The following is a 17,408-nucleotide window of genomic DNA, read 5'->3' on the forward strand; positions in this document are numbered from 1 at the left end:
AGCGGAGGTGCTGCGCTGCCGGCGCGTCGGCCAATCGCTAAATAAGTACGGCAGTCTGACGAACTCCTGAATAATTGTTATGAGGCCGTTTGAGTTAACGTCGGCGCGATGTAGAGACACATCCTTGCGTCTTAGAACTGAACGTCTTGTCCGGACACTGTTCAATCCTGAGACGCAAGGATGCGTCTCTACGGCGTTGCGGAAGCCAAAAATCGACTTAGACAGCCGTTAAAACCTATTTCGCCATTGTTTCGGCTAGTTTCACGGCCTCGTACAAATCAATCACGCCGCCGGTGTTCGAGAGCGTGGCGAAATCCACCTTTTTGGCGGTGCTGCCGGGCACCAACACCTGCGTGTGGTGCACCTGGGCCGAGCGCCGGATGATGTCCTTGAGCTGCACCGCTGTGAGGGCGGGGAAGTACGACTTGAGGGCCGCCGCCACGCCGGCCGTCACGGGCGAGGCCATGCTGGTGCCGCTCTCGGTGCCGTAGGTGCTGCCGGGCAAGGTGCTGTAAATGGCCACGCCGGGCGCAAACACGTCCACCTGGCGCTTGCTGTAGTTGGAGAACTCGGCGGCCAGCGTGGCGTCGTCGTGCTGGCTGCTGGCCCCCACGGTGAGCAGGTTGGGGAAGGGCTGGCCGGCCAGGCTCAGGGCCGAGGGGTAGTGGTTGGTCACGTCGAGGTCGTCGTTCTCGTTGCCGGCGGCGTGCACCAGCAGCACGTCGTGGGCGGCGGCGTACTGGAAAGCGGCCTCCACGGCCGGGCGCTGGGGCGAAAACTCCTTGCCGAAGCTCATGTTGACGACCTTGGCTCCGTTGTCGACGGCGTAGCGGATGGCGTTGGCCACGTCTTTGTCGCGCTCGTCGCCGTTGGGCACGGCCCGCACCGTCATGATGCGCACCAGGGGCCCGGCCACGCCCTGCACGCCGAGGTTGTTGTCGCGCACGGCCGCGATGATGCCCGACACGTGGGTGCCGTGCAGCGGGTCGGGCCCGTGCAGGTCGTTGTTGCCGTAGCTGCGCTGGGCCACGTCGTCGGGGTTGTCCTTGATGATGTCGGCCCGCGGGTTGAACTTCAGGTTCAGGGAGTTGTCGAGCATGCTGTGCTCTTCCTTGGAGCCGCTGTCCAGCTCTTTTTCCAGGGCGTCGGTGTCGGCCAGGCCCATCTGGCGCAGGTTCTGGTCGAGGGCCCGGCTGAGGCCGCGCATGTTGTCGTTGGTGGGCTGGGCGCGGTGCAGGGTGGCCGTGTCGAGGCGCTCCACGTTGAGGTCCTTTTTCAGGGCGGCCACCATCATCTTCAGCGGGCCGGCCATCTCGTCGACCTGCGCCACGTTTTCGGTTTCCTTTTTGGTGCGGGCGGTGAAGGCTTTTTCGGCCTTGGTGTACATGTCAAACTCGGCCCGCTGGGCCGCCGGAATGGCTGTGCGCACCTTGCCTTTGAAGCGCGGCCGGTCCTTGGCCACGATGCGCGTCACCTCCAGGGTTTCGTCGCCGATGTTGCGGCCGTCGGCCCCGCCCAGGAAGTTCCAGCCGTGCACGTCGTCGATGTAGCCGTTGTGGTCGTCGTCGATGCCGTTGCCGGGAATCTCCCGGGCATTGGTCCAGAAGATGGGCTTCAAATCGACGTGGGCCGTGTCCACGCCCGAGTCAATCACGGCCACCACGACGAGCGTGGGGGTGCGGCCCTTTAGCAGCTCGGCGTAGGCACGGGTGTCGCCAATGCCGGGGATTTTGTCCAGCTGCGGGTCTTTCAGGTGCCACTGGGCGGCCGTGGCTTCGGCGGCGGTGGGGCCGGGGGGCGTAGCGGGTTTGGCGGGCGTTGCAGCTGGCACCGCGGCGGCGGCTATGGGGGCCGCTGGCGGGGTGGGGGCCGCAATGGATGTGGCGGCCGCGGTGCTTTGGGCGGCGGCGGGCACGGCCCCGCGGGTGCAGGCGCTCAGGGTGGGGAGGGCCAGGGCGGCCAGGGCAAACGTCCAGGGGCGGAAGGTGAAAACGGTCATGCGGAAGGGAAAACGCCGCGGCGGTGCGGCCAGCGGCAAAGAAACGGCAAGCGGGCGAAAGACGGGCTCTAGGGGCAGAGCGTTGCGGCGGGGGCAGCCCCTCTTCCGGCCCACGCCGCTTGATGCGCGGAATCCGGTGGGAAGAGGTGAGGTCGCCCCGAGGGCGGCCCCGGCATGCAACAGATCCGAGAAGTTACCTGGTGAGGGGTTGCCCGGTAACTTCACGCCCCGAACCGGTTTGCCCTCCTATGCCCCTCTCGCTCCGCCCCGCCGCCCGCCTCTGCCTGGCCTTGCTCATTGCTCATTGCTCATTGCTCACTGAAGCAAAAGCCCAGGCCCCCAAAACTTATACGTCGTCCGAGATTTTGCTGGGGCTGAAAAAGCTCAATGTGCTGGGCTCGGTGATGTACATCGCCGCCCACCCCGACGACGAGAACACGCGCCTCATCGCCTACTTCGCCAACGGCCGCCTGCTCGAAACCAGCTACCTGAGCTGCACCCGCGGCGACGGCGGCCAGGACCTCATCGGCCCCGAGCTGCGCGAGCAGCTCGGCGTCATCCGCACGCAGGAGCTGCTGGCGGCGCGGCGCATCGACGGCGGCCGGCAGTTTTTCACCCGCGCCAACGACTTCGGGTTTTCCAAAACGTCGGCCGAAACCTTCACCATCTGGGACAAGGAGCAGGTGCTGGCCGACATAGTGTGGGTCATCCGCCAGCGCCGGCCCGACGTGCTCATCACCCGCTTCCCGCCCGACCCGCGCGCCGGCCACGGCCACCACCAGGCCAGCGCCATCCTGGCCGCCGAAGCCTTCGACGCCGCCGGCGACCCCAAGCGCTTCCCCGAGCAGCTGAAGTACGTGCAAGCCTGGCAGCCCAAGCGCCTGCTCTGGAACACGGGCAGCTTCTTCGTGAAGCCCGGCGAAAACATGGCCGGCTACCTCAGCCTCGACGCCGGCGGCTACAACCCGCTGCTGGGCCAGAGCTACGGCGAAATTGCGGCCCGCAGCCGCTCCAGCCACCGCAGCCAGGGCTTCGGCTCAGCCGCCACCCGCGGCGAGGCGCTGGAGTATTTCCAACCCGTAAAAGGGGCCCCCGCCACGAAGGATTTGTTCGACGGCATCGACCAAACCTGGAGCCGCGTGCCCGGCGGCGCAGCCATTGGGAAGATGATTGACGAGGTAATTCGGAAGTATGACCCGAGTAACCCCAGCGCCAGCGTGGCGGAGCTGCTGAAGGTGCGGGCTAATCTTTATATAAAGCCGCAGGCGTGGGTAGGTAATGTACCTGACCCTTCTTTTTGGAAAGTGCAGAAGAAGCAGGAGGTAGAAAACTTGATTCAGGCTTGCCTGGGACTAACTTTAGATGTTACGGCCGCACAGCCAACTGTTACTCGGGGACAGCCTTTGCAGATAACTATCGAGGCAATTAATAAATCGAACGTGCCAATTAGTATCACTGGTATTTACGGGGGATTTATGCTTGACAGTACCCTCGTTTTACAGCAGAACAAACTAATTAATTTAAGGGAAAATGTGCAGATGAAATTTTCGGGTGATGAATCTCAGCCTTATTGGCTACAACAAGCTGGTAGTACGGGTATGTACAAAGTACCGGAGCGACTAGGGTTTCCCGAAACGACAGATGCGGCTGGAATGCTGGCTGAGTCCAAACTTGGCCTCAGCCTCATGCCAGCAGATGAACCTACTGGCAGCTTTGGCTATCTAGAATCTAAACAGCAACTAACAGGAAGGCCAATAAATCCGCCTGCTGCCGGAATTGCTTTTGTTGTACAGGTAAATACAACGAAGCTTATTTATACCGTCCCCGTCCAATACAAGCACACCGACCCCACGCTGGGCGAGCTGTACCAGCCGCTGGTAGTGGTGCCGCCGGTGATGGTGAACATTCCCGCCGCCCGCGCCTACGTCTTCGCCGATGCGCAGCCCAAAACCATTCCCGTGACGCTGCGGGCTGGGCGCGCCGGGGTGCGCGGGGCCCTGGCCTTGCAGGTGCCCGCTGGCTGGCAGGTGGAGCCGGCCACGGCGCCGTTCGATTTGAAGAACAAGGACGACGAGCAGACCGTCAACTTCACGCTGCGCCCGGGCGCGGGGGCCCCCGAGGGCAAGGCCGAAGTGCGCGCCGTGGCCACGGTGGACGGCCAGGCCTACACCCGCGGCATCCAGACCATCGACTACCCGCACATCCCCACCCAAACGCTGTTTCCCGAGGCCACGGCGCCGCTGGTGAAGCTCCAGCTGGTGCGCCGCGGCCAAAATGTGGGCTACCTCATGGGGGCCGGCGACGAGGTGCCCGAGGCCCTGCGCCAAATCGGCTACAACGTGACCCTGCTTAAACCCGAGGACATCAGCGCCGCCCGCCTCCGGCAGTTCGACGCCGTGGTGCTCGGCGTGCGGGCCTACAACACCGTCGAGCAGCTCAAAACCAAGCAGGCCGAGCTGCTCAAGTACATCGAGGGCGGCGGCAACGTGGTGGTGCAGTACGCGGTGAACCGCGGCACCGTGCTGCCCCAGATCGGGCCCTACCCGCTGACGCTTTCCAACGACCGGGTAACGGTGGAGGACGCGCCCGTCACGTTCCTCAAGCCCCGGCACCCGCTGCTAAACAGCCCCAACAAGCTCACCGAGCAGGATTTCAAGGGCTGGGTGCAGGAGCAGGGCCTGTACTACCCCTCGCAGTGGGACCCCAAGTACCAGCCCGTCATCAGCAGCCACGACCCCGGCGAGGCGGCCAAGGAAAGCGCCATCCTGGTGACGGACTACGGCAAGGGCCACTACATCTACACCGGCTTGTCGCTGTTCCGGGAGCTGCCGGCCGGCGTGCCGGGGGCCTACCGCATCATCACCAACATGATTTCCTACGGCAAGGAACCGGTGCAGTAACGGCCTTTTAGCGGTCAGGCGCAGTGGTCCGGCGACTTTTTCCGTCGTCGGGCCACTCCGGCGTTAGGGGCCAGCCGCTGTTCAAGTGATAGTCGTTCAATCGTCAGAGTGGCCCGACGACTGAAAAAGTCGCCGGACCACCACGTCAGGCATTGCCGCGGCCTTTTTCATGTCGCTACCGGGGCCCCGTGGCTAAGTTTGCCGCTCATCCATTCTGCAAAACCTAGTGCTGACAGTAGAAAAAATCGGCGGCACGTCGATGAGCGCCTTTGGCGACGTGCTCAACAACATCATCTTTTACAACCGCCGGGGCCCCGAATTGTACAACCGCATCTTCGTGGTGTCGGCCTACGCGGGCGTAACCAACTGGCTGCTGGAGAACAAGAAAACCGGCGCGCCCGGCGTGTACCACCGCATCAGCGAATTCAAGGAATTCCACCAATCGCTGCGCGATGTGACGGCCCAACTCAAGGCCCTGAACCAGCAGTACGTGCCGCTGGGCCTCGACCTGGCCGTGGCCGACGCCTTCATCGAGCAGCGAATGCAGGACGCCAAAACCTACCTCGACAGCCTGGTGAACGTGCTGGCCTCGGGCTACGTGAGCAGCGAGAACATTCTGCAAGCGGCCCGCGAAATCCTGGCCTCCATCGGCGAAGCGCATTCGGCGTTCAATTCCGTCAACATCCTGCAAAGCAAGGGGGTAAATGCTACGCTGGTGGATTTGAGCGGCTTCCACGACCACCAGCCCTACACCATCGACGAGCGCATTGCGCACGCCTTCGAGGGCATCACGTTTGCCGAAACCATCTGCATTGCCACCGGCTACACCAAGGGCACGGAGGGCATCATGCGCGAGTTCGACCGCGGATATTCGGAGGTGACCTTCAGCAAGATAGCCGTGGCGGTGCGGCCCCAGGAGGCCATTATCCACAAAGAATATCACTTGTGCTCGGCCGACCCGGGCCTGGTGGGCCTCGAACATTGCCACCCGGTGGGGGCCACCAACTACGACGTGGCCGACCAGCTGGCCGACGTGGGCATGGAGGCCATTCACCCCAAGGCGTCGAAGCCGCTGGAAATTAACGGCATCAACCTGCGCATCAAGAACACCTTCGAGCCCGCCCACGCCGGCACGCTGATTACCAAGGACTACGTGTCGGCCCAAACGCGGGTGGAGGTGATTACGGGCACCGACAAGGTGGTGATGGTGGACGTGTATGACCCGCAGATGGTGGGCACGGCCGGCTTCGACCTGGCCATCATGCAGATTTTCTACGAGCTGGGCATCAGCTATGCCTTCAAGGCCACCAGCGCCAACAGCATTTCGGTATTGATTTGGGAGAAAGACCTGAAAAAGCAGCTGGTGCCGCAGCTCGAAGCCCAGTACGAAAAGGTGACGGTGGAAAAAACGGCAATGGTCTGCCTCATCGGCTCCAACATCGACCGGCCCGGCCTGCTGGCCCAGGCCGCCGGGGCCCTGGCCGAGGCCAGCATCAACATTAAAAGCGCCGGCTTCGCGCTGCGCAAGGTCAACATTCAGTTCATCATCGCCCGCGACGATTACAAAGGGGCCATCGTGGCGCTGAACCAGAGCCTGGCGGACGGGTGACCCCACCCCCGGCCCCGGTAGCCCAACCTTGGCGGCTTGCGTATAGCCGTGCGCTTCTTTGCTTTCTTCGTGGCCCGGATGCCCGGGCATTTTCCTCCCCAAACCTGCAATAATCCATGAGCCCCAACCCCACGCAGTACGCTTTTGGCATGATTGGCCTCGGCACGATGGGCCGCAACCTGCTGCTGAACATGGCCGACCACGGCTTTGCCGTGGCCGGGTACGACAAAAACCAGAAACAGGTGGACCTGCTCGGCCAGGAAGGCCAGGGCAAGCCCGTGCAGGGCTTCACCGACCCCGCGGCCTTCGTGCACAGCATCAAAACGCCCCGCGCCATCATGATGCTGGTGCCCGCCGGTGCCATCGTGGACAGCGTAATTGCTGAGATGCTGCCGCTGCTGAGTCCCGGCGACATCCTCATCGACGGCGGCAACTCGCACTTCACCGACACCGAGCGCCGGGCCAAGGATTTGGAAAGCAAGGGCTTCCACTTTTTCGGCATGGGCGTGTCGGGCGGTGAAGAAGGGGCCCGGTTTGGCCCCAGCATGATGCCCGGCGGCGACGCCGAAGCCTACAAAACGATGCAGCCGGTGTTCGAGGCCATCGCGGCCAAAGTGGACGGGGCCCCCTGCGTGGCCTACATGGGCCCCGGGGCGGCCGGCCACTTCGTGAAAATGGTGCACAACGGCATCGAATACGGCCTGATGGAGCTGATTGCCGAAACCTACGGCCTGCTTAAAAACGGCCTCGAAATGGACAACGCCGCCATCGGCCAGGTGTTCGCCGGCTGGAACGAGGGCCGCTTGCAATCCTTCCTGCTCGACATTACAAAGGATATTTTCGCCTTCGACGCGCCCGGCACCGACCACCTGCTGCTCGACGACATCAAGGACGAGGCCCGCGCCAAGGGCACCGGCAAGTGGACCTCGCAGGAAGCCATGAACCTGCAGGCCCCCCTGCCGACCGTGGACACGGCCGTGTCGATGCGCGACCTCTCGAAGTACAAGGAGCTGCGCGGGCAGCTGGCCCAGCTCTACCCCACCGCCGACGCGTCGCTGGCGGTGGACCGGGCGGCCTTCCTCGCCAGCCTGGAGCAGGCGTTCTACTTCAGCATGATTATGGCCTACGCCCAGGGGATGCACATGCTGGCCAAGGCCTCGGAAGAGTACAAGTACGAGCTGGACCTGGCCACCATCGCCAAAATCTGGCGCGGCGGCTGCATCATCCGCTCCACGTTTTTGAACGACATCTTCAACGCTTTCCAGAACGACAAGGGCCTGGCGCACTTGCTGCTGGACGGCGCGGTGCAGCAGCTGGTGCTGGCGGCCGCCCCCGGCGTGCGCACCGTGGTGGCCGCCGCCGTGGCCACCGGCCTCGCCGTGCCCGCCTACACCAGTGCGCTGGGCTACTTCGACGCCTTCCGCACGGCCCGGCTGCCCTCCAACCTCATCCAGGCCCAGCGCGACTACTTCGGGGCCCACACCTACGAGCTGATCGGCAAGGAGGGCGTGTTCCACACCCAGTGGACGGGGCTGCGCGACAAGGTGGAAACCTCGGCCGGTACGCACGCCAACCAGACGCCCGCCACGCCGCCCGTGCCCAGCACCAAGCAGTCGAACACGGAGCCCGCTAACCCGAAACTGTAGATGAACGCCCTCCTGAAATCGCAGCCGACGGTGTTCGTCATCTTCGGCGGTACCGGCGACCTGAACGCCCGCAAGCTGGCCCCGGCCCTCTATAACCTGTACCTGGAAGGCTGGATGCCCGACCATTTCGCCTTCATCGGCACGGGCCGCACCAAGCTCAGCGACGATGACTTCCGGGCCCGGGTGCTGAACGACCTCAACAGCTTCTCGCGCAGCGGCCCGGTGAAGGACGAGCAGTGGCAGGGCTTCGCGCCCAATATCTACTACCAGCCGGCCGACGTGCAGGACGCCAAAACGTACAAGGATTTCGGCAAGAAAATCAAGGCCCTGGAAAGCGAGTGGAAGACGTCGGCCAACGTCATCTACTACCTAGCGGTGGCCCCGAATTTCTTCCCCATCATCGCCGAAAACCTGGCCAAGGCCGGCCTGACGGAGGACGCCGGCTGCACGCGCATTGTAATTGAAAAGCCGTTTGGGCACGATTTGGCCTCGGCCAAGGAACTGAACTTGCTGTTGGGCCGCATTTTTCAGGAGAAGCAGATTTACCGCATCGACCACTACCTGGGCAAGGAAACGGTGCAGAACATCATGGCCTTCCGCTTCGCGAATGCCATCATGGAGCCGCTCTGGAACCGCAACAGCATCGAGCACGTGCAGATTTCGGTGACCGAAAGCCTCGGCGTGGGCGAGCGCACCGGCTACTACGACGGCTCGGGGGCCCTGCGCGACATGATTCAGAACCACCTCCTGCAGCTGCTGTGCATCGTGGCGATGGAGCCGCCGGTGAGCTTCTCGGCCGAAGAAGTGCGCAACCGCAAGGTGGACGTGCTGCGGGCCATGCGCCGCTTCACGCCCGAGAGCGTGCGCGAGCAGGCCGTGCGCGGCCAGTACGCCGCTGGCTGGCTGGAAGGCCAGCAGGTGCCCGGCTACCGCGAGGAGCCCGGGGCCAACCCCGTGTCGAACACCGAAACCTTCGCCGCGGTGAAGTTTTTCGTGGACAACTGGCGCTGGCAGGGCGTGCCGTTCTACCTGCGCACGGGCAAGCGCCTGCACCGCTCGGCGTCGGTCATCACCATCCAGTTCAAGGACGTGCCGCACCTCATCTTCTCGCCCGAAACGGCGGAGACGATGCGCCAGAACCGGCTGGTTATCAGCATCCAGCCCGAGATGAGCATCCGCCTGCAAGTGCAGGCCAAGCGCCCCGGCGTGGACATGATGCTGAACACCGTGGACATGGTGTTCGATTACAAAGGCACCTACGTGAGCGAGGCCCCCGAAGCCTACGAAACCCTGCTGCTCGACGTGATGCTCGGCGACCAGACCCTGTTCATGCGCGGCGACCAGGTGGAGGAGGCTTGGGACCTGGTGATGCCCATCCTCACCTCGTGGCAAACCCGCCTCAGCCAGAACTTCCCCAACTATTCGGCCGACTCCTGGGGCCCCGAAGACGCCGAAGCCCTCGTGGCCAAGGACGGTTTCCACTGGTTCACGCTTCCGCTCAATGCCAAAAAATAGCCCGCAGCTGCACGTGTTCCCCACCGCCGACGCGGTACTGGAGGCCCTGGCCAACTTCTTCGTGGCCACGGCCCACCACGCCGTGGCCGAGCGCGGGCGCTTCGCTGTGGCCCTGTCGGGCGGCAGCTCGCCCAAAAAGCTCTACGAGCTGCTGGCCTCGCCTACTTATCGGGCCCGGATAGCGTGGGAAAAGGTGTTTTTCTTCTTTGGCGATGAGCGCAACGTGCCCCAAACCTCGCCCGAGAGCAATTATTTGATGGCCAAAACGGCCCTTTTCGACCCGCTCGGCATCGCCCCCGCGCAGGTGTTTGCCGTCGATACTACCCTGGATCCGGCCGAGGCGGCGGCGCAGTACGGAGCGGCCATCGAGGAATTTTTCGGCGACGAGCCGGCGCGGTTCGACCTCGTGCTGCTGGGCCTGGGCGACAACGCCCACACGGCCTCGCTCTTCCCGCACACCGACGTGCTGCACACCCAAGCCGTGGGCGTGCAGAAGGTTTTTGTGGCCGAATTAAACGCAGTTCGTATCACCATGACGGCCCCGCTCCTCAACCAGGCGCGGGCCACGGCCTTTCTGGTATACGGCGCGGGCAAGGCCCTGGCCGTGCAGCAAATCCTGGAGGGCCCCCGCGACGCGGACCAGTACCCGGCGCAGCTTATTGCCCCCGGTAATGGCCACGTGCACTGGTTTATGGACGCAGCCGCGGCCGTAGATTTAAAGTAAAAGGCAAGCCCTTAAAAGCAGAAAGGAGCCTGGCCGATGCGGCCGGGCTCCTTTTTTGTGGTACCTCCCGTGGGGTTCTCCAGGGGCGAGGTTTGCGTATCCCTACGGCAGCTCCGCAAATTCCGCCGCTGGCCGGGCCGCTTCGCCGGGCCGCAGCACCAGGGCCGCCCCATCTTTCACGATGACGGCTGCCTTGGCCAACCCCAGAAACAAGCCGTGCTCCACGATGCCGGGGATGGTTTTGAGCTGCGTCGCCAGCCGCTCCGCGTCGGCAATCTGGCCGAAGTGGCAGTCGAGAATCAGGTTTTTCTGGTCGGAATAGTAGTAAGCAGCCGGGTCATCCTTGATCATGCGCACCACCGGGGCCCCGCCCAGGGCCTCCACCGCGTCGAGCACCCAGGGCAGGGCAAACGGCACCACCTCCAGCGGCAGCGGAAACCGGCCCAGCACCGGCACCAGCTTCGAGGAATCGGCCACGACGAGCAAGTAGTTAGACGCCGTTTCCAGCAGCTTCTCGCGCAGCAGGGCCCCACCGCCGCCTTTTATCAGGCGCAACTGGCCGTCCAGCTCGTCGGCCCCGTCCACGGCCAGGTCGAAGCGCAGGCCCCGGCGCGGCGCCACCAGCGGGATGCCCAACTGCCGCGCCAGCGCCTCGCTGGCCAGCGAGGTGGCCGTGCCCTGCACCTTCAAGCCGTTTTGCACCGCCGCCCCCAGCTGGATGATGAACTGCGCCGACGTGCTGCCCGTGCCCAGGCCCAGCAGCATGCCGTCGCGTACCCAGCGCAGGGCGGCGGCGGCGGCCACCTGCTTTTCCTGGGCCAGCGTAAGGGCCCCGGCGGGGGAGTTGGCAGCGGCGGTTGGGTTCATGGGCGTGTGTGTTGGTGGTTGGAATGATGTAGCGCAGCAAGAAGAACTACAGCACAAAAATAGGCCGTCATGCTGAGCGCAGCCGAAGCATCTCTCCAGCGGCAGTAAACCCATCGGTTGGATTACTCAGCGGGAGAGATGCTTCGGCTACGCTCAGCATGACGGCCTAATAATTAAATCGGCGACGGCCTAATCAGGCAGCCAGCGACCTATTTACCCATCTTTTTGGCCTCGGCCATCAGCTCCTCGTCCATTTTCACGTATTCGCCGTTGGGCGGGGTGGCGGCCAGGGCGGCCTTCTTCGAGGCTTCAGCGGCGGTGATGGCCCCTTTGTAATCCTTCATTTTCAGGCGGATTTTGGCCTCGGTGTTCAGGTTCCAGAACTTGCCGGGCTCGGCGGCGTTGGCTTTCTGAATCCAGGCCAGGGCTTGCTTCGGGTCCTTGTTGCTGTCGTTGTAGTACACGGCGGCCGAGGCGAGGTCGGTGGGGGTGGGAGCGGCGGCTTTGGTGATTTTTTCGTCAATCTGGGCCGCGATTTTGCTGTCCACATCGGCCGTGATTTTGAATTTCGCGCCCGTCGTGGCCCAGGTCATTTCCACGCTGGCGGTGGCGGGGGTAAGGTCGGCGAAATCGATGGTGAAGGTTTCCACCTTGGCCGGCAGCTTGTAGGGCTTGATGGTGAAGCGGGCCACGTCCTGGTCGTCCTTGAAGCCGTCCACGTCAGCGCCCTGCTTGAGGCTTTTGTTGAGCACCACCGTCCACTCCGCTGCGGTGGGGATGGTGTAGAGGCCGTACTCGCCGGCCGGAATTTTCTTGCCCTCAATGGTCACGTCGTCCGAGAACTTGATGCTGGTGGTGGCGTTGGCCCCCGTGCGCCAGCGCTTGCCATACGGCACCACCGTGCCGAACACGGCGCGGTTCTTCACGCCCGGCCGCGAGTACGCAATGGTCACGTCGGTGAGGCCCACGCGCTGCATCACGGTGCTTTTGGGGCTGGGCTGCGGGGTAGTAATTTGCGCCTGAGCGGCGGGGGCCCCCAGCAGCGTTACGGCCGCGGCAGCCGCGGCGGAGAAAGTCAGCAGTTGAAACTTCATTGAACTTGAAAATGGGTTGGTTGAGGCCCCAAAACTACAAAACCCGCGCTGGGGGCGCGGGTTTCATAATCCTTCGTGATTTCAGCCAGTGATGCGGTGTTATTTCATTTGGGTCGCTAAATCAAATCTATTAATCCCAGCTGTTTGTAATAAACTAATTAAATGCATGACGTTTGACGCTTTGGTATCAACATCGATGTTAAGTGTAAAATACAAATTTTTTCGTTCTAAGGTTATGGATAGCTTCTTTGCTGCGGTCACGCACTCTATAAGTTGTGCTTCGCTAAGTGGACCAATGTCTCCCAACCTAATTGCTTCGTGGCGCTGAACGGCTGCCAAGTCCAAAAACTGGGGAAGCTGTTGCACAGTCGTCGCCAAAAATGGAATTGTTCGCAGTTCTGCTAGCTGCGAAGCCGTGAAAACGATTTTATGTTGTGAAGCAACTTGTTTGATAGCAGCTGTTTGTGTCTCTGTGTTAGAATAGGTATTTGGACCAGAAAAAGAAAGTTCGTTTGCCTGGTTGAGGCTTACTACAGCATTGTGCTCTGGGGTATGCCAACACACAGCACTATTACCTGGCAATCGGTCATCTGCAACCAATCCGCTTTCTGGCCCTTTCAATCTGCCTGTGAGTGGATAAAAGCAAACTATTATAAATATCAAACTGGCAAACGGAGCCATGTCCGGCATCGACAGACCTTGATACCGATTTCGACTCGATTTTAATTGCAGGGAAACCATACTCTTAAATAATTAAGGCCGTTGATTCGCTAAATATAACGAATTAACGGCCTTAATTATATGCTTGCAACTTGCTTAACTCAGCTCAAACTGCAACCGCAGCAAGTTGGCATATAGTCCGCCCTCCCGCTCGCTCAGCTCGTCGTGCGAGCCTTCTTCCACGATGCGGCCGCCGTCGATGACCAGGATTTTGTCCACTTTGCGGATGGTGCTGAGGCGGTGGGCGATGATGATGCTGGTGCGGTGCTGCATCAGCTCGTCCATCGCGCCCTGCACCAGCTTTTCGCTCTCGCTGTCGAGCGAGGACGTGGCTTCGTCGAGGATGAGGATGGCGGGGTTTTTCAGGATGGCGCGGGCGATGGCCACGCGCTGGCGCTGCCCGCCCGAGAGCTTGATGCCGCGGTCGCCCACCACGGCGTCGAGGCCCTCGGGGAAGGAGCTGATGAACTGCCAGGCGTTGGCCTGGCGGGCGGCGGCGATGATTTCGTCCTCGGAGGCGCCGGGCTTGCCGTAGGCAATGTTCTCGCGGATGGTGCCGCCGAAGAGCAGCGTTTCCTGCGGCACGATGCCGATGTGGCGGCGCAGCTCCGTCAGGTCGTAGCTGCCGATGGCCTGGCCATCGACCAAAATCTCGCCGCCGGTGAGGTCGTAGAACTGCATCAGCAGGCCGGCAATGGTGCTTTTGCCCGCGCCGCTGGGGCCCACGAGGGCAATTTTTTCGCCCGCCGCGATGCGGAAGTTGATGTCTTGCAGCACCGGCAGGTCGGGCCGCGTGGGGTAGCGGAAAGCCACGTGGCGGTACTCGATGTCGCCGTGCAGGCGGATGGGCAGGGCCCCGGGCCGGTGGGTGGGCTCGCTGGCCTCGTCCAGGATTTCGAGGATGCGCTCGGAGGCCCCGAGGGTACTTTGCACCTTGCCGTACAGCTCGCCCAGGCCCGCCACCGAGGCCCCGATGAAGGCCGTGTAGATGATGAACGACACGAGCTGGCCGATTTCGAGGTGGCCCGGGCCGGCGGTGTACACCAGCGTGGCCCCGCGCCACAGCACCAGGATGATGCCGCCGAACAAGCCGATAATCACGAACGACACGAAGCCGCCGCGGTACAGGTTGCTTTGCAGCGCCGCCCGCACCACCTTGCCCAGCGAGGTGGTGTAGCGCCCGATTTCAAACCGCTCGTTGGTGAAGGCCTTCACCGAATTGATGGCCTGCAAGGTCTCCTCCACGATGGTGTTGGTGTGGGCCAGCTCCTGCTGGGTGGTTTTGGCCAGGGTGCGGATTTTGCGTCCGAACAGCCCCGCCGCCAGCACGATGGGCGGGAACGTGACGAGCATAAACAGCGAGAGCTTCACCGACACGAGCATGATGAAGGCGATGCCGCCCAGCAGCGTGAACACCTGCCGGAACAGCTCGGCCAGCGTCAGCGAAAACGTGTCCTGGATGTTGGCCACGTCGCTGGTGATGCGCGAGGTGATGGCCCCCACGCGGTTCTTCTCGAAGAACGGAATGGGCAGCGTCACGAACTTGGCGTAGAGCGCCTGCCGGATGTCGCGCACCGTGTACTCGCTCACCTGCGTGAAAAACCAGATGCGCCCGAACGAGAAAACGCCCTGGCACACGATGACCACGAACAGCAGCAGCGCGATGCGGTTGATGCTGAGCGCCAGGCCCCCGGGCAGCGCCACCGCCTTGTGGTTGGCGGCGTCCACGAGCTTGCCGGCTACCCACGGGAAGGCCATGAACGTGCTGCTACTGAGCAGCAACATGACCAGGCCCACGACGAACTTGGCGCGGTAGGGCAGCACGAAGCGGAAAATCCGCAGGCTGCGCTGGAGCGACTGTTTATTTATTTTCGGCTTGGGCAAGTCCTCCGTAAGGTCGGTGCCGCCGGTGTTGAATCCGCTTCGGGCCATAGCTGGTGGCGCAGGCATTGGGTTGCGCCGTTGAGGATGAATAAGTGGTTGGCGGTAGTCGCCCTGGGAAGCGCCTCACCCCCTAGCCCCCTCTCCGAAAAGGAGAGGGGGGACTAGCTCTAGTCGTAGCTTCTAAAATCTAAAACTATAAACTAGTTCCCCCTCTCCTTTTCGGAGAGGGGGCTAGGGGGTGAGGCGACCGCTGCACGGCAATACAATACAGAATTTGAGAAACGACTACTTTAATACTTTCAGCGTCGCGCCGTTGCCGAACGGCACCGGCAGCTGGATGGCCACCGGCAGCGGCACGCCCAGGCGGGTGGCCGGCTGCCAGGGCGGCAGCAGCGCCGCCACGCGCAGGGCCTCGGCGTCGCACTCGGGCGAGAGCGGCTGGGCCACCTTCAACCCGCTAAGTTGGCCGTCGGTGCCCACGGTGGCACTCAGCAGCACGTTGCCGGTGATGCTTTTGACGCGGGCGGCTTCGGGATACTTTAGGTGGTCCTGAAAAAATGCGCCCAGCGCCTGAGGGCCCCCGGGGTACTGCGGCGCTTTGTCGGGCCGGTTGGCGGCCCCGCCGTGGGCCTGGGCCTGCATGTGGCCGGGGCGCAGCACCACCGGAGCGGGGGCCCCGGCCGGCGCGGGCACCGTTTGCGCCAGGGCCGCCGGGCCGGCAAGGAGCAACAGAAACAGTGAGGTTTTCATTAACAGAACATTAGCGGGCCGCGCGGGCAACCCAGGCCTTCTGCCTAAACCGCCGCGATGGGCGCGGGGTTCAGCGCTGGGCGGCGTGAAATGGCGAACAAGCCCAGCAGCACCAGGGCTCCGTTCAGCAGCAGAATCTCAAACCCGAACTTGTAGCCGTTCAGCCACTCCTCCGAGTGCGTCACGATGAGCAGCGTGAGCAGGGGCCCCGCCACGCACACCGGCAGCACGAGCCGGTCGCGTAGGCCGCGCCGGGTGAAAATGCCAAAGGCGTACAACCCCAGCAGGGGCCCGTAGGTGTAGCCGGCGGTTTTGAACACGGCGTCAATCAAACTTTGGTTGTTGAGCACGCGAAAGGCGAGGATGATGCCAATCAGCGCCACCGACCAGCCCAGGTGCGTAAGCTGGCGCAGGCGCGTCTGCCGGGCCTCGGGGTACTGCTGGATGTTGAGAAAATCGACGCAAAACGACGTGGTGAGGGCCGTCAGGGCCGAGTCGGCCGAGGCGTAGGTGATGGCGATGAGGCCCAGGATGAACACGATGCCCGCGAAGAGCGTGAATTGCGTGGTGGCCAGGTACGGGAACACCAGGTCGGTATCGAGCGTCTTATTGGCCTTGAGCAGCTGGGGCAATTCGCTCAGGTGCAGGCCCTTGGCGGCGGCGTACTGGTAGAGCAGCACGCCCAGGGTGAGGAAGAGCACGTTGACGCATACAATCACGGGCGTGAACCAGAACAGGTTTTTCTGGGCGTCGGCGAGGCTGCGGCAGCTCAGGTTTTTCTGCATCAGGTCCTGGTCCAGCCCAGTCATCACGATGGTGATGAACATGCCGGAAACGAACTGCTTCCAGAAGTACTTGTCGTCGCTGAAATTACTGAAATACACCTGCGACATGCTGCTGCCGCGCACCGAGGCCACGAGCTGCTTGAAGCCCAGATTCAGCTCCGAAGAGATGAAGTAGATGCTCAGCCCCACGCAGCTCAGCATGGCCAGCGTCTGAAAAGTGTCGGTCCAAAGGATGGTTTTGAGGCCCCCGCGAAACGTGTAAAGGTAGATGAACAGGATGCTCACCATCACGGTGACGGCAAACGGCACGCCCATCGCATCGAACACCGCCAGCTGGAGCACGCCCGCCACTAGGTACAGCCGCAGCCCCGAGCCCAGGGCCCGGGAAATCAGGAAGAACAGGGCCCCCGTCTTGTAGCTCCAGTAGCCAAACCGCTGGTCGAGGTAAGTGTAGATGGACACCAGCCGCAGCCGGTAGTAGAGCGGCAGCAGCACCGTGCCGATGACGACGTAGCCGGCCACGTAGCCCAGCACCACGGCCAGGTAGCTCCAGCTTTTGCCGTACACGTTGCCCGGCACCGAGATGAACGTGACGCCCGAAAGCGAGGTGCCAATCATGGCGAAGGCCACCATGTACCAGGGCGCGTTGCGGTTGGCCACGAAGAAGCTCTCGCTGGTGGCCTTGCGCGAGGTGAGCACCGCAATGACGACCAGCACGGCGAAATAGCCCGCAATCAGGCTCAAAACGAGGGTAGGCGACATTCCTTTAAGCTGTTAGCTGCTAGCTGTTAGCTGTTAGCCCTTTATTAGGAACAGCCCGACAGGAAGCGGCAAAGCTAACAGGTAGCCACTGGGGGCCCCGCAGCACCACGGCGCACAGCCAGCGCAACGCCCTGTAAAAAGCTAACAGCTAAA

At 62.7% G+C, this 17,408-nt stretch carries 12 protein-coding genes; 5 read left to right on the plus strand and 7 right to left on the minus strand.

Annotated features, from left to right (window positions below):
• Positions 1-235: 235 nt before the first annotated feature.
• Complete coding sequence (locus HNP98_RS01195; RefSeq protein ID WP_217425607.1) at positions 236-1,999, minus strand: S8 family peptidase; 1,764 nt, start codon at positions 1,997-1,999, stop codon at positions 236-238.
• A 248-nt stretch (positions 2,000-2,247) separates the two neighbouring features.
• Here HNP98_RS01195 and HNP98_RS01200 point away from each other — a divergent pair, with 248 nt between their 5' ends.
• The 5 genes from HNP98_RS01200 to pgl all read left to right on the plus strand — a co-directional run bounded on the left by HNP98_RS01200 (position 2,248) and on the right by pgl (position 10,393).
• The gene (locus tag HNP98_RS01200) at positions 2,248-4,899 is read left to right on the plus strand and encodes a PIG-L family deacetylase (RefSeq protein WP_173808214.1); all 2,652 of its coding nucleotides are present in this window, start codon (positions 2,248-2,250) and stop codon (positions 4,897-4,899) included.
• Between the two features lie 226 nt (positions 4,900-5,125).
• Positions 5,126-6,508 carry an aspartate kinase gene (locus HNP98_RS01205; protein WP_173808215.1) on the plus strand — a complete coding sequence of 461 codons (1,383 nt, stop codon included), beginning with the start codon at positions 5,126-5,128 and terminating at the stop codon, positions 6,506-6,508.
• 116 nt (positions 6,509-6,624) lie between these two features.
• Positions 6,625-8,154 carry an NADP-dependent phosphogluconate dehydrogenase gene (gene gndA / locus HNP98_RS01210; RefSeq protein WP_173808216.1) on the plus strand — a complete coding sequence of 510 codons (1,530 nt, stop codon included), beginning with the start codon at positions 6,625-6,627 and terminating at the stop codon, positions 8,152-8,154.
• Positions 8,155-9,669, plus strand: coding sequence for a glucose-6-phosphate dehydrogenase (gene zwf / locus HNP98_RS01215; protein WP_173808217.1), 1,515 nt, complete (start codon positions 8,155-8,157; stop codon positions 9,667-9,669).
• Entirely contained in the window at positions 9,656-10,393 is a 738-nt protein-coding gene (pgl, locus tag HNP98_RS01220; protein ID WP_173808218.1) for a 6-phosphogluconolactonase, read from the plus strand. Before zwf ends, pgl begins: the two co-directional genes overlap by 14 nt.
• 102 nt (positions 10,394-10,495) lie before the next feature.
• On the opposite strand, the gene rpiA is transcribed toward pgl, so the two are convergent.
• The 6 genes from rpiA to HNP98_RS01250 all read right to left on the minus strand — a co-directional run bounded on the left by rpiA (position 10,496) and on the right by HNP98_RS01250 (position 17,255).
• Positions 10,496-11,260, minus strand: a complete 765-nt coding sequence (gene rpiA / locus HNP98_RS01225) for a ribose-5-phosphate isomerase RpiA (RefSeq protein ID WP_173808219.1) — start codon at positions 11,258-11,260, stop codon at positions 10,496-10,498.
• Positions 11,261-11,469: 209 nt separating this feature from the next.
• The gene (locus HNP98_RS01230; RefSeq protein WP_173808220.1) at positions 11,470-12,354 is read right to left on the minus strand and encodes a DUF2911 domain-containing protein; all 885 of its coding nucleotides are present in this window, start codon (positions 12,352-12,354) and stop codon (positions 11,470-11,472) included.
• Positions 12,355-12,453: 99 nt separating this feature from the next.
• On the minus strand, positions 12,454-13,095 hold the full coding sequence (locus HNP98_RS01235; RefSeq protein WP_173808221.1) for a hypothetical protein: 642 nt from the start codon (positions 13,093-13,095) through the stop codon (positions 12,454-12,456).
• A 75-nt stretch (positions 13,096-13,170) separates the two neighbouring features.
• Positions 13,171-15,006 carry an ABC transporter ATP-binding protein gene (locus HNP98_RS01240; RefSeq protein ID WP_173808222.1) on the minus strand — a complete coding sequence of 612 codons (1,836 nt, stop codon included), beginning with the start codon at positions 15,004-15,006 and terminating at the stop codon, positions 13,171-13,173.
• Positions 15,007-15,243: 237 nt separating this feature from the next.
• The gene (locus HNP98_RS01245) at positions 15,244-15,708 is read right to left on the minus strand and encodes an energy transducer TonB (RefSeq protein WP_173808223.1); all 465 of its coding nucleotides are present in this window, start codon (positions 15,706-15,708) and stop codon (positions 15,244-15,246) included.
• A gap of 44 nt (positions 15,709-15,752) precedes the next feature.
• A complete protein-coding gene (locus tag HNP98_RS01250) occupies positions 15,753-17,255 on the minus strand; it encodes a sodium:solute symporter (RefSeq protein WP_173808224.1) in 1,503 nt (500 codons plus the stop codon).
• Positions 17,256-17,408: the final 153 nt, after the last annotated feature.

Origin of the sequence: Hymenobacter caeli (assembly GCF_013294115.1) — a bacterium.
Classification (GTDB): Bacteria; Bacteroidota; Bacteroidia; order Cytophagales; family Hymenobacteraceae; genus Hymenobacter; species Hymenobacter caeli.

Excerpts from the sequence above, each read along its gene's own strand:
- HNP98_RS01195 (WP_217425607.1), bottom strand. The coding sequence starts at position 1,999 with ATGACCGTTTTCACCTTCCGCCCCTGGACGTTTGCCCTGGCCGCCCTG.
- HNP98_RS01200 (WP_173808214.1), top strand. The coding sequence starts at position 2,248 with ATGCCCCTCTCGCTCCGCCCCGCCGCCCGCCTCTGCCTGGCCTTGCTC.
- gndA (WP_173808216.1), top strand. The coding sequence starts at position 6,625 with ATGAGCCCCAACCCCACGCAGTACGCTTTTGGCATGATTGGCCTCGGC.
- zwf (WP_173808217.1), top strand. The coding sequence starts at position 8,155 with ATGAACGCCCTCCTGAAATCGCAGCCGACGGTGTTCGTCATCTTCGGC.
- pgl (WP_173808218.1), top strand. The coding sequence starts at position 9,656 with ATGCCAAAAAATAGCCCGCAGCTGCACGTGTTCCCCACCGCCGACGCG.
- rpiA (WP_173808219.1), bottom strand. The coding sequence starts at position 11,260 with ATGAACCCAACCGCCGCTGCCAACTCCCCCGCCGGGGCCCTTACGCTG.
- HNP98_RS01230 (WP_173808220.1), bottom strand. The coding sequence starts at position 12,354 with ATGAAGTTTCAACTGCTGACTTTCTCCGCCGCGGCTGCCGCGGCCGTA.
- HNP98_RS01235 (WP_173808221.1), bottom strand. The coding sequence starts at position 13,095 with ATGGTTTCCCTGCAATTAAAATCGAGTCGAAATCGGTATCAAGGTCTG.
- HNP98_RS01240 (WP_173808222.1), bottom strand. The coding sequence starts at position 15,006 with ATGGCCCGAAGCGGATTCAACACCGGCGGCACCGACCTTACGGAGGAC.
- HNP98_RS01245 (WP_173808223.1), bottom strand. The coding sequence starts at position 15,708 with ATGAAAACCTCACTGTTTCTGTTGCTCCTTGCCGGCCCGGCGGCCCTG.
- HNP98_RS01250 (WP_173808224.1), bottom strand. The coding sequence starts at position 17,255 with ATGTCGCCTACCCTCGTTTTGAGCCTGATTGCGGGCTATTTCGCCGTG.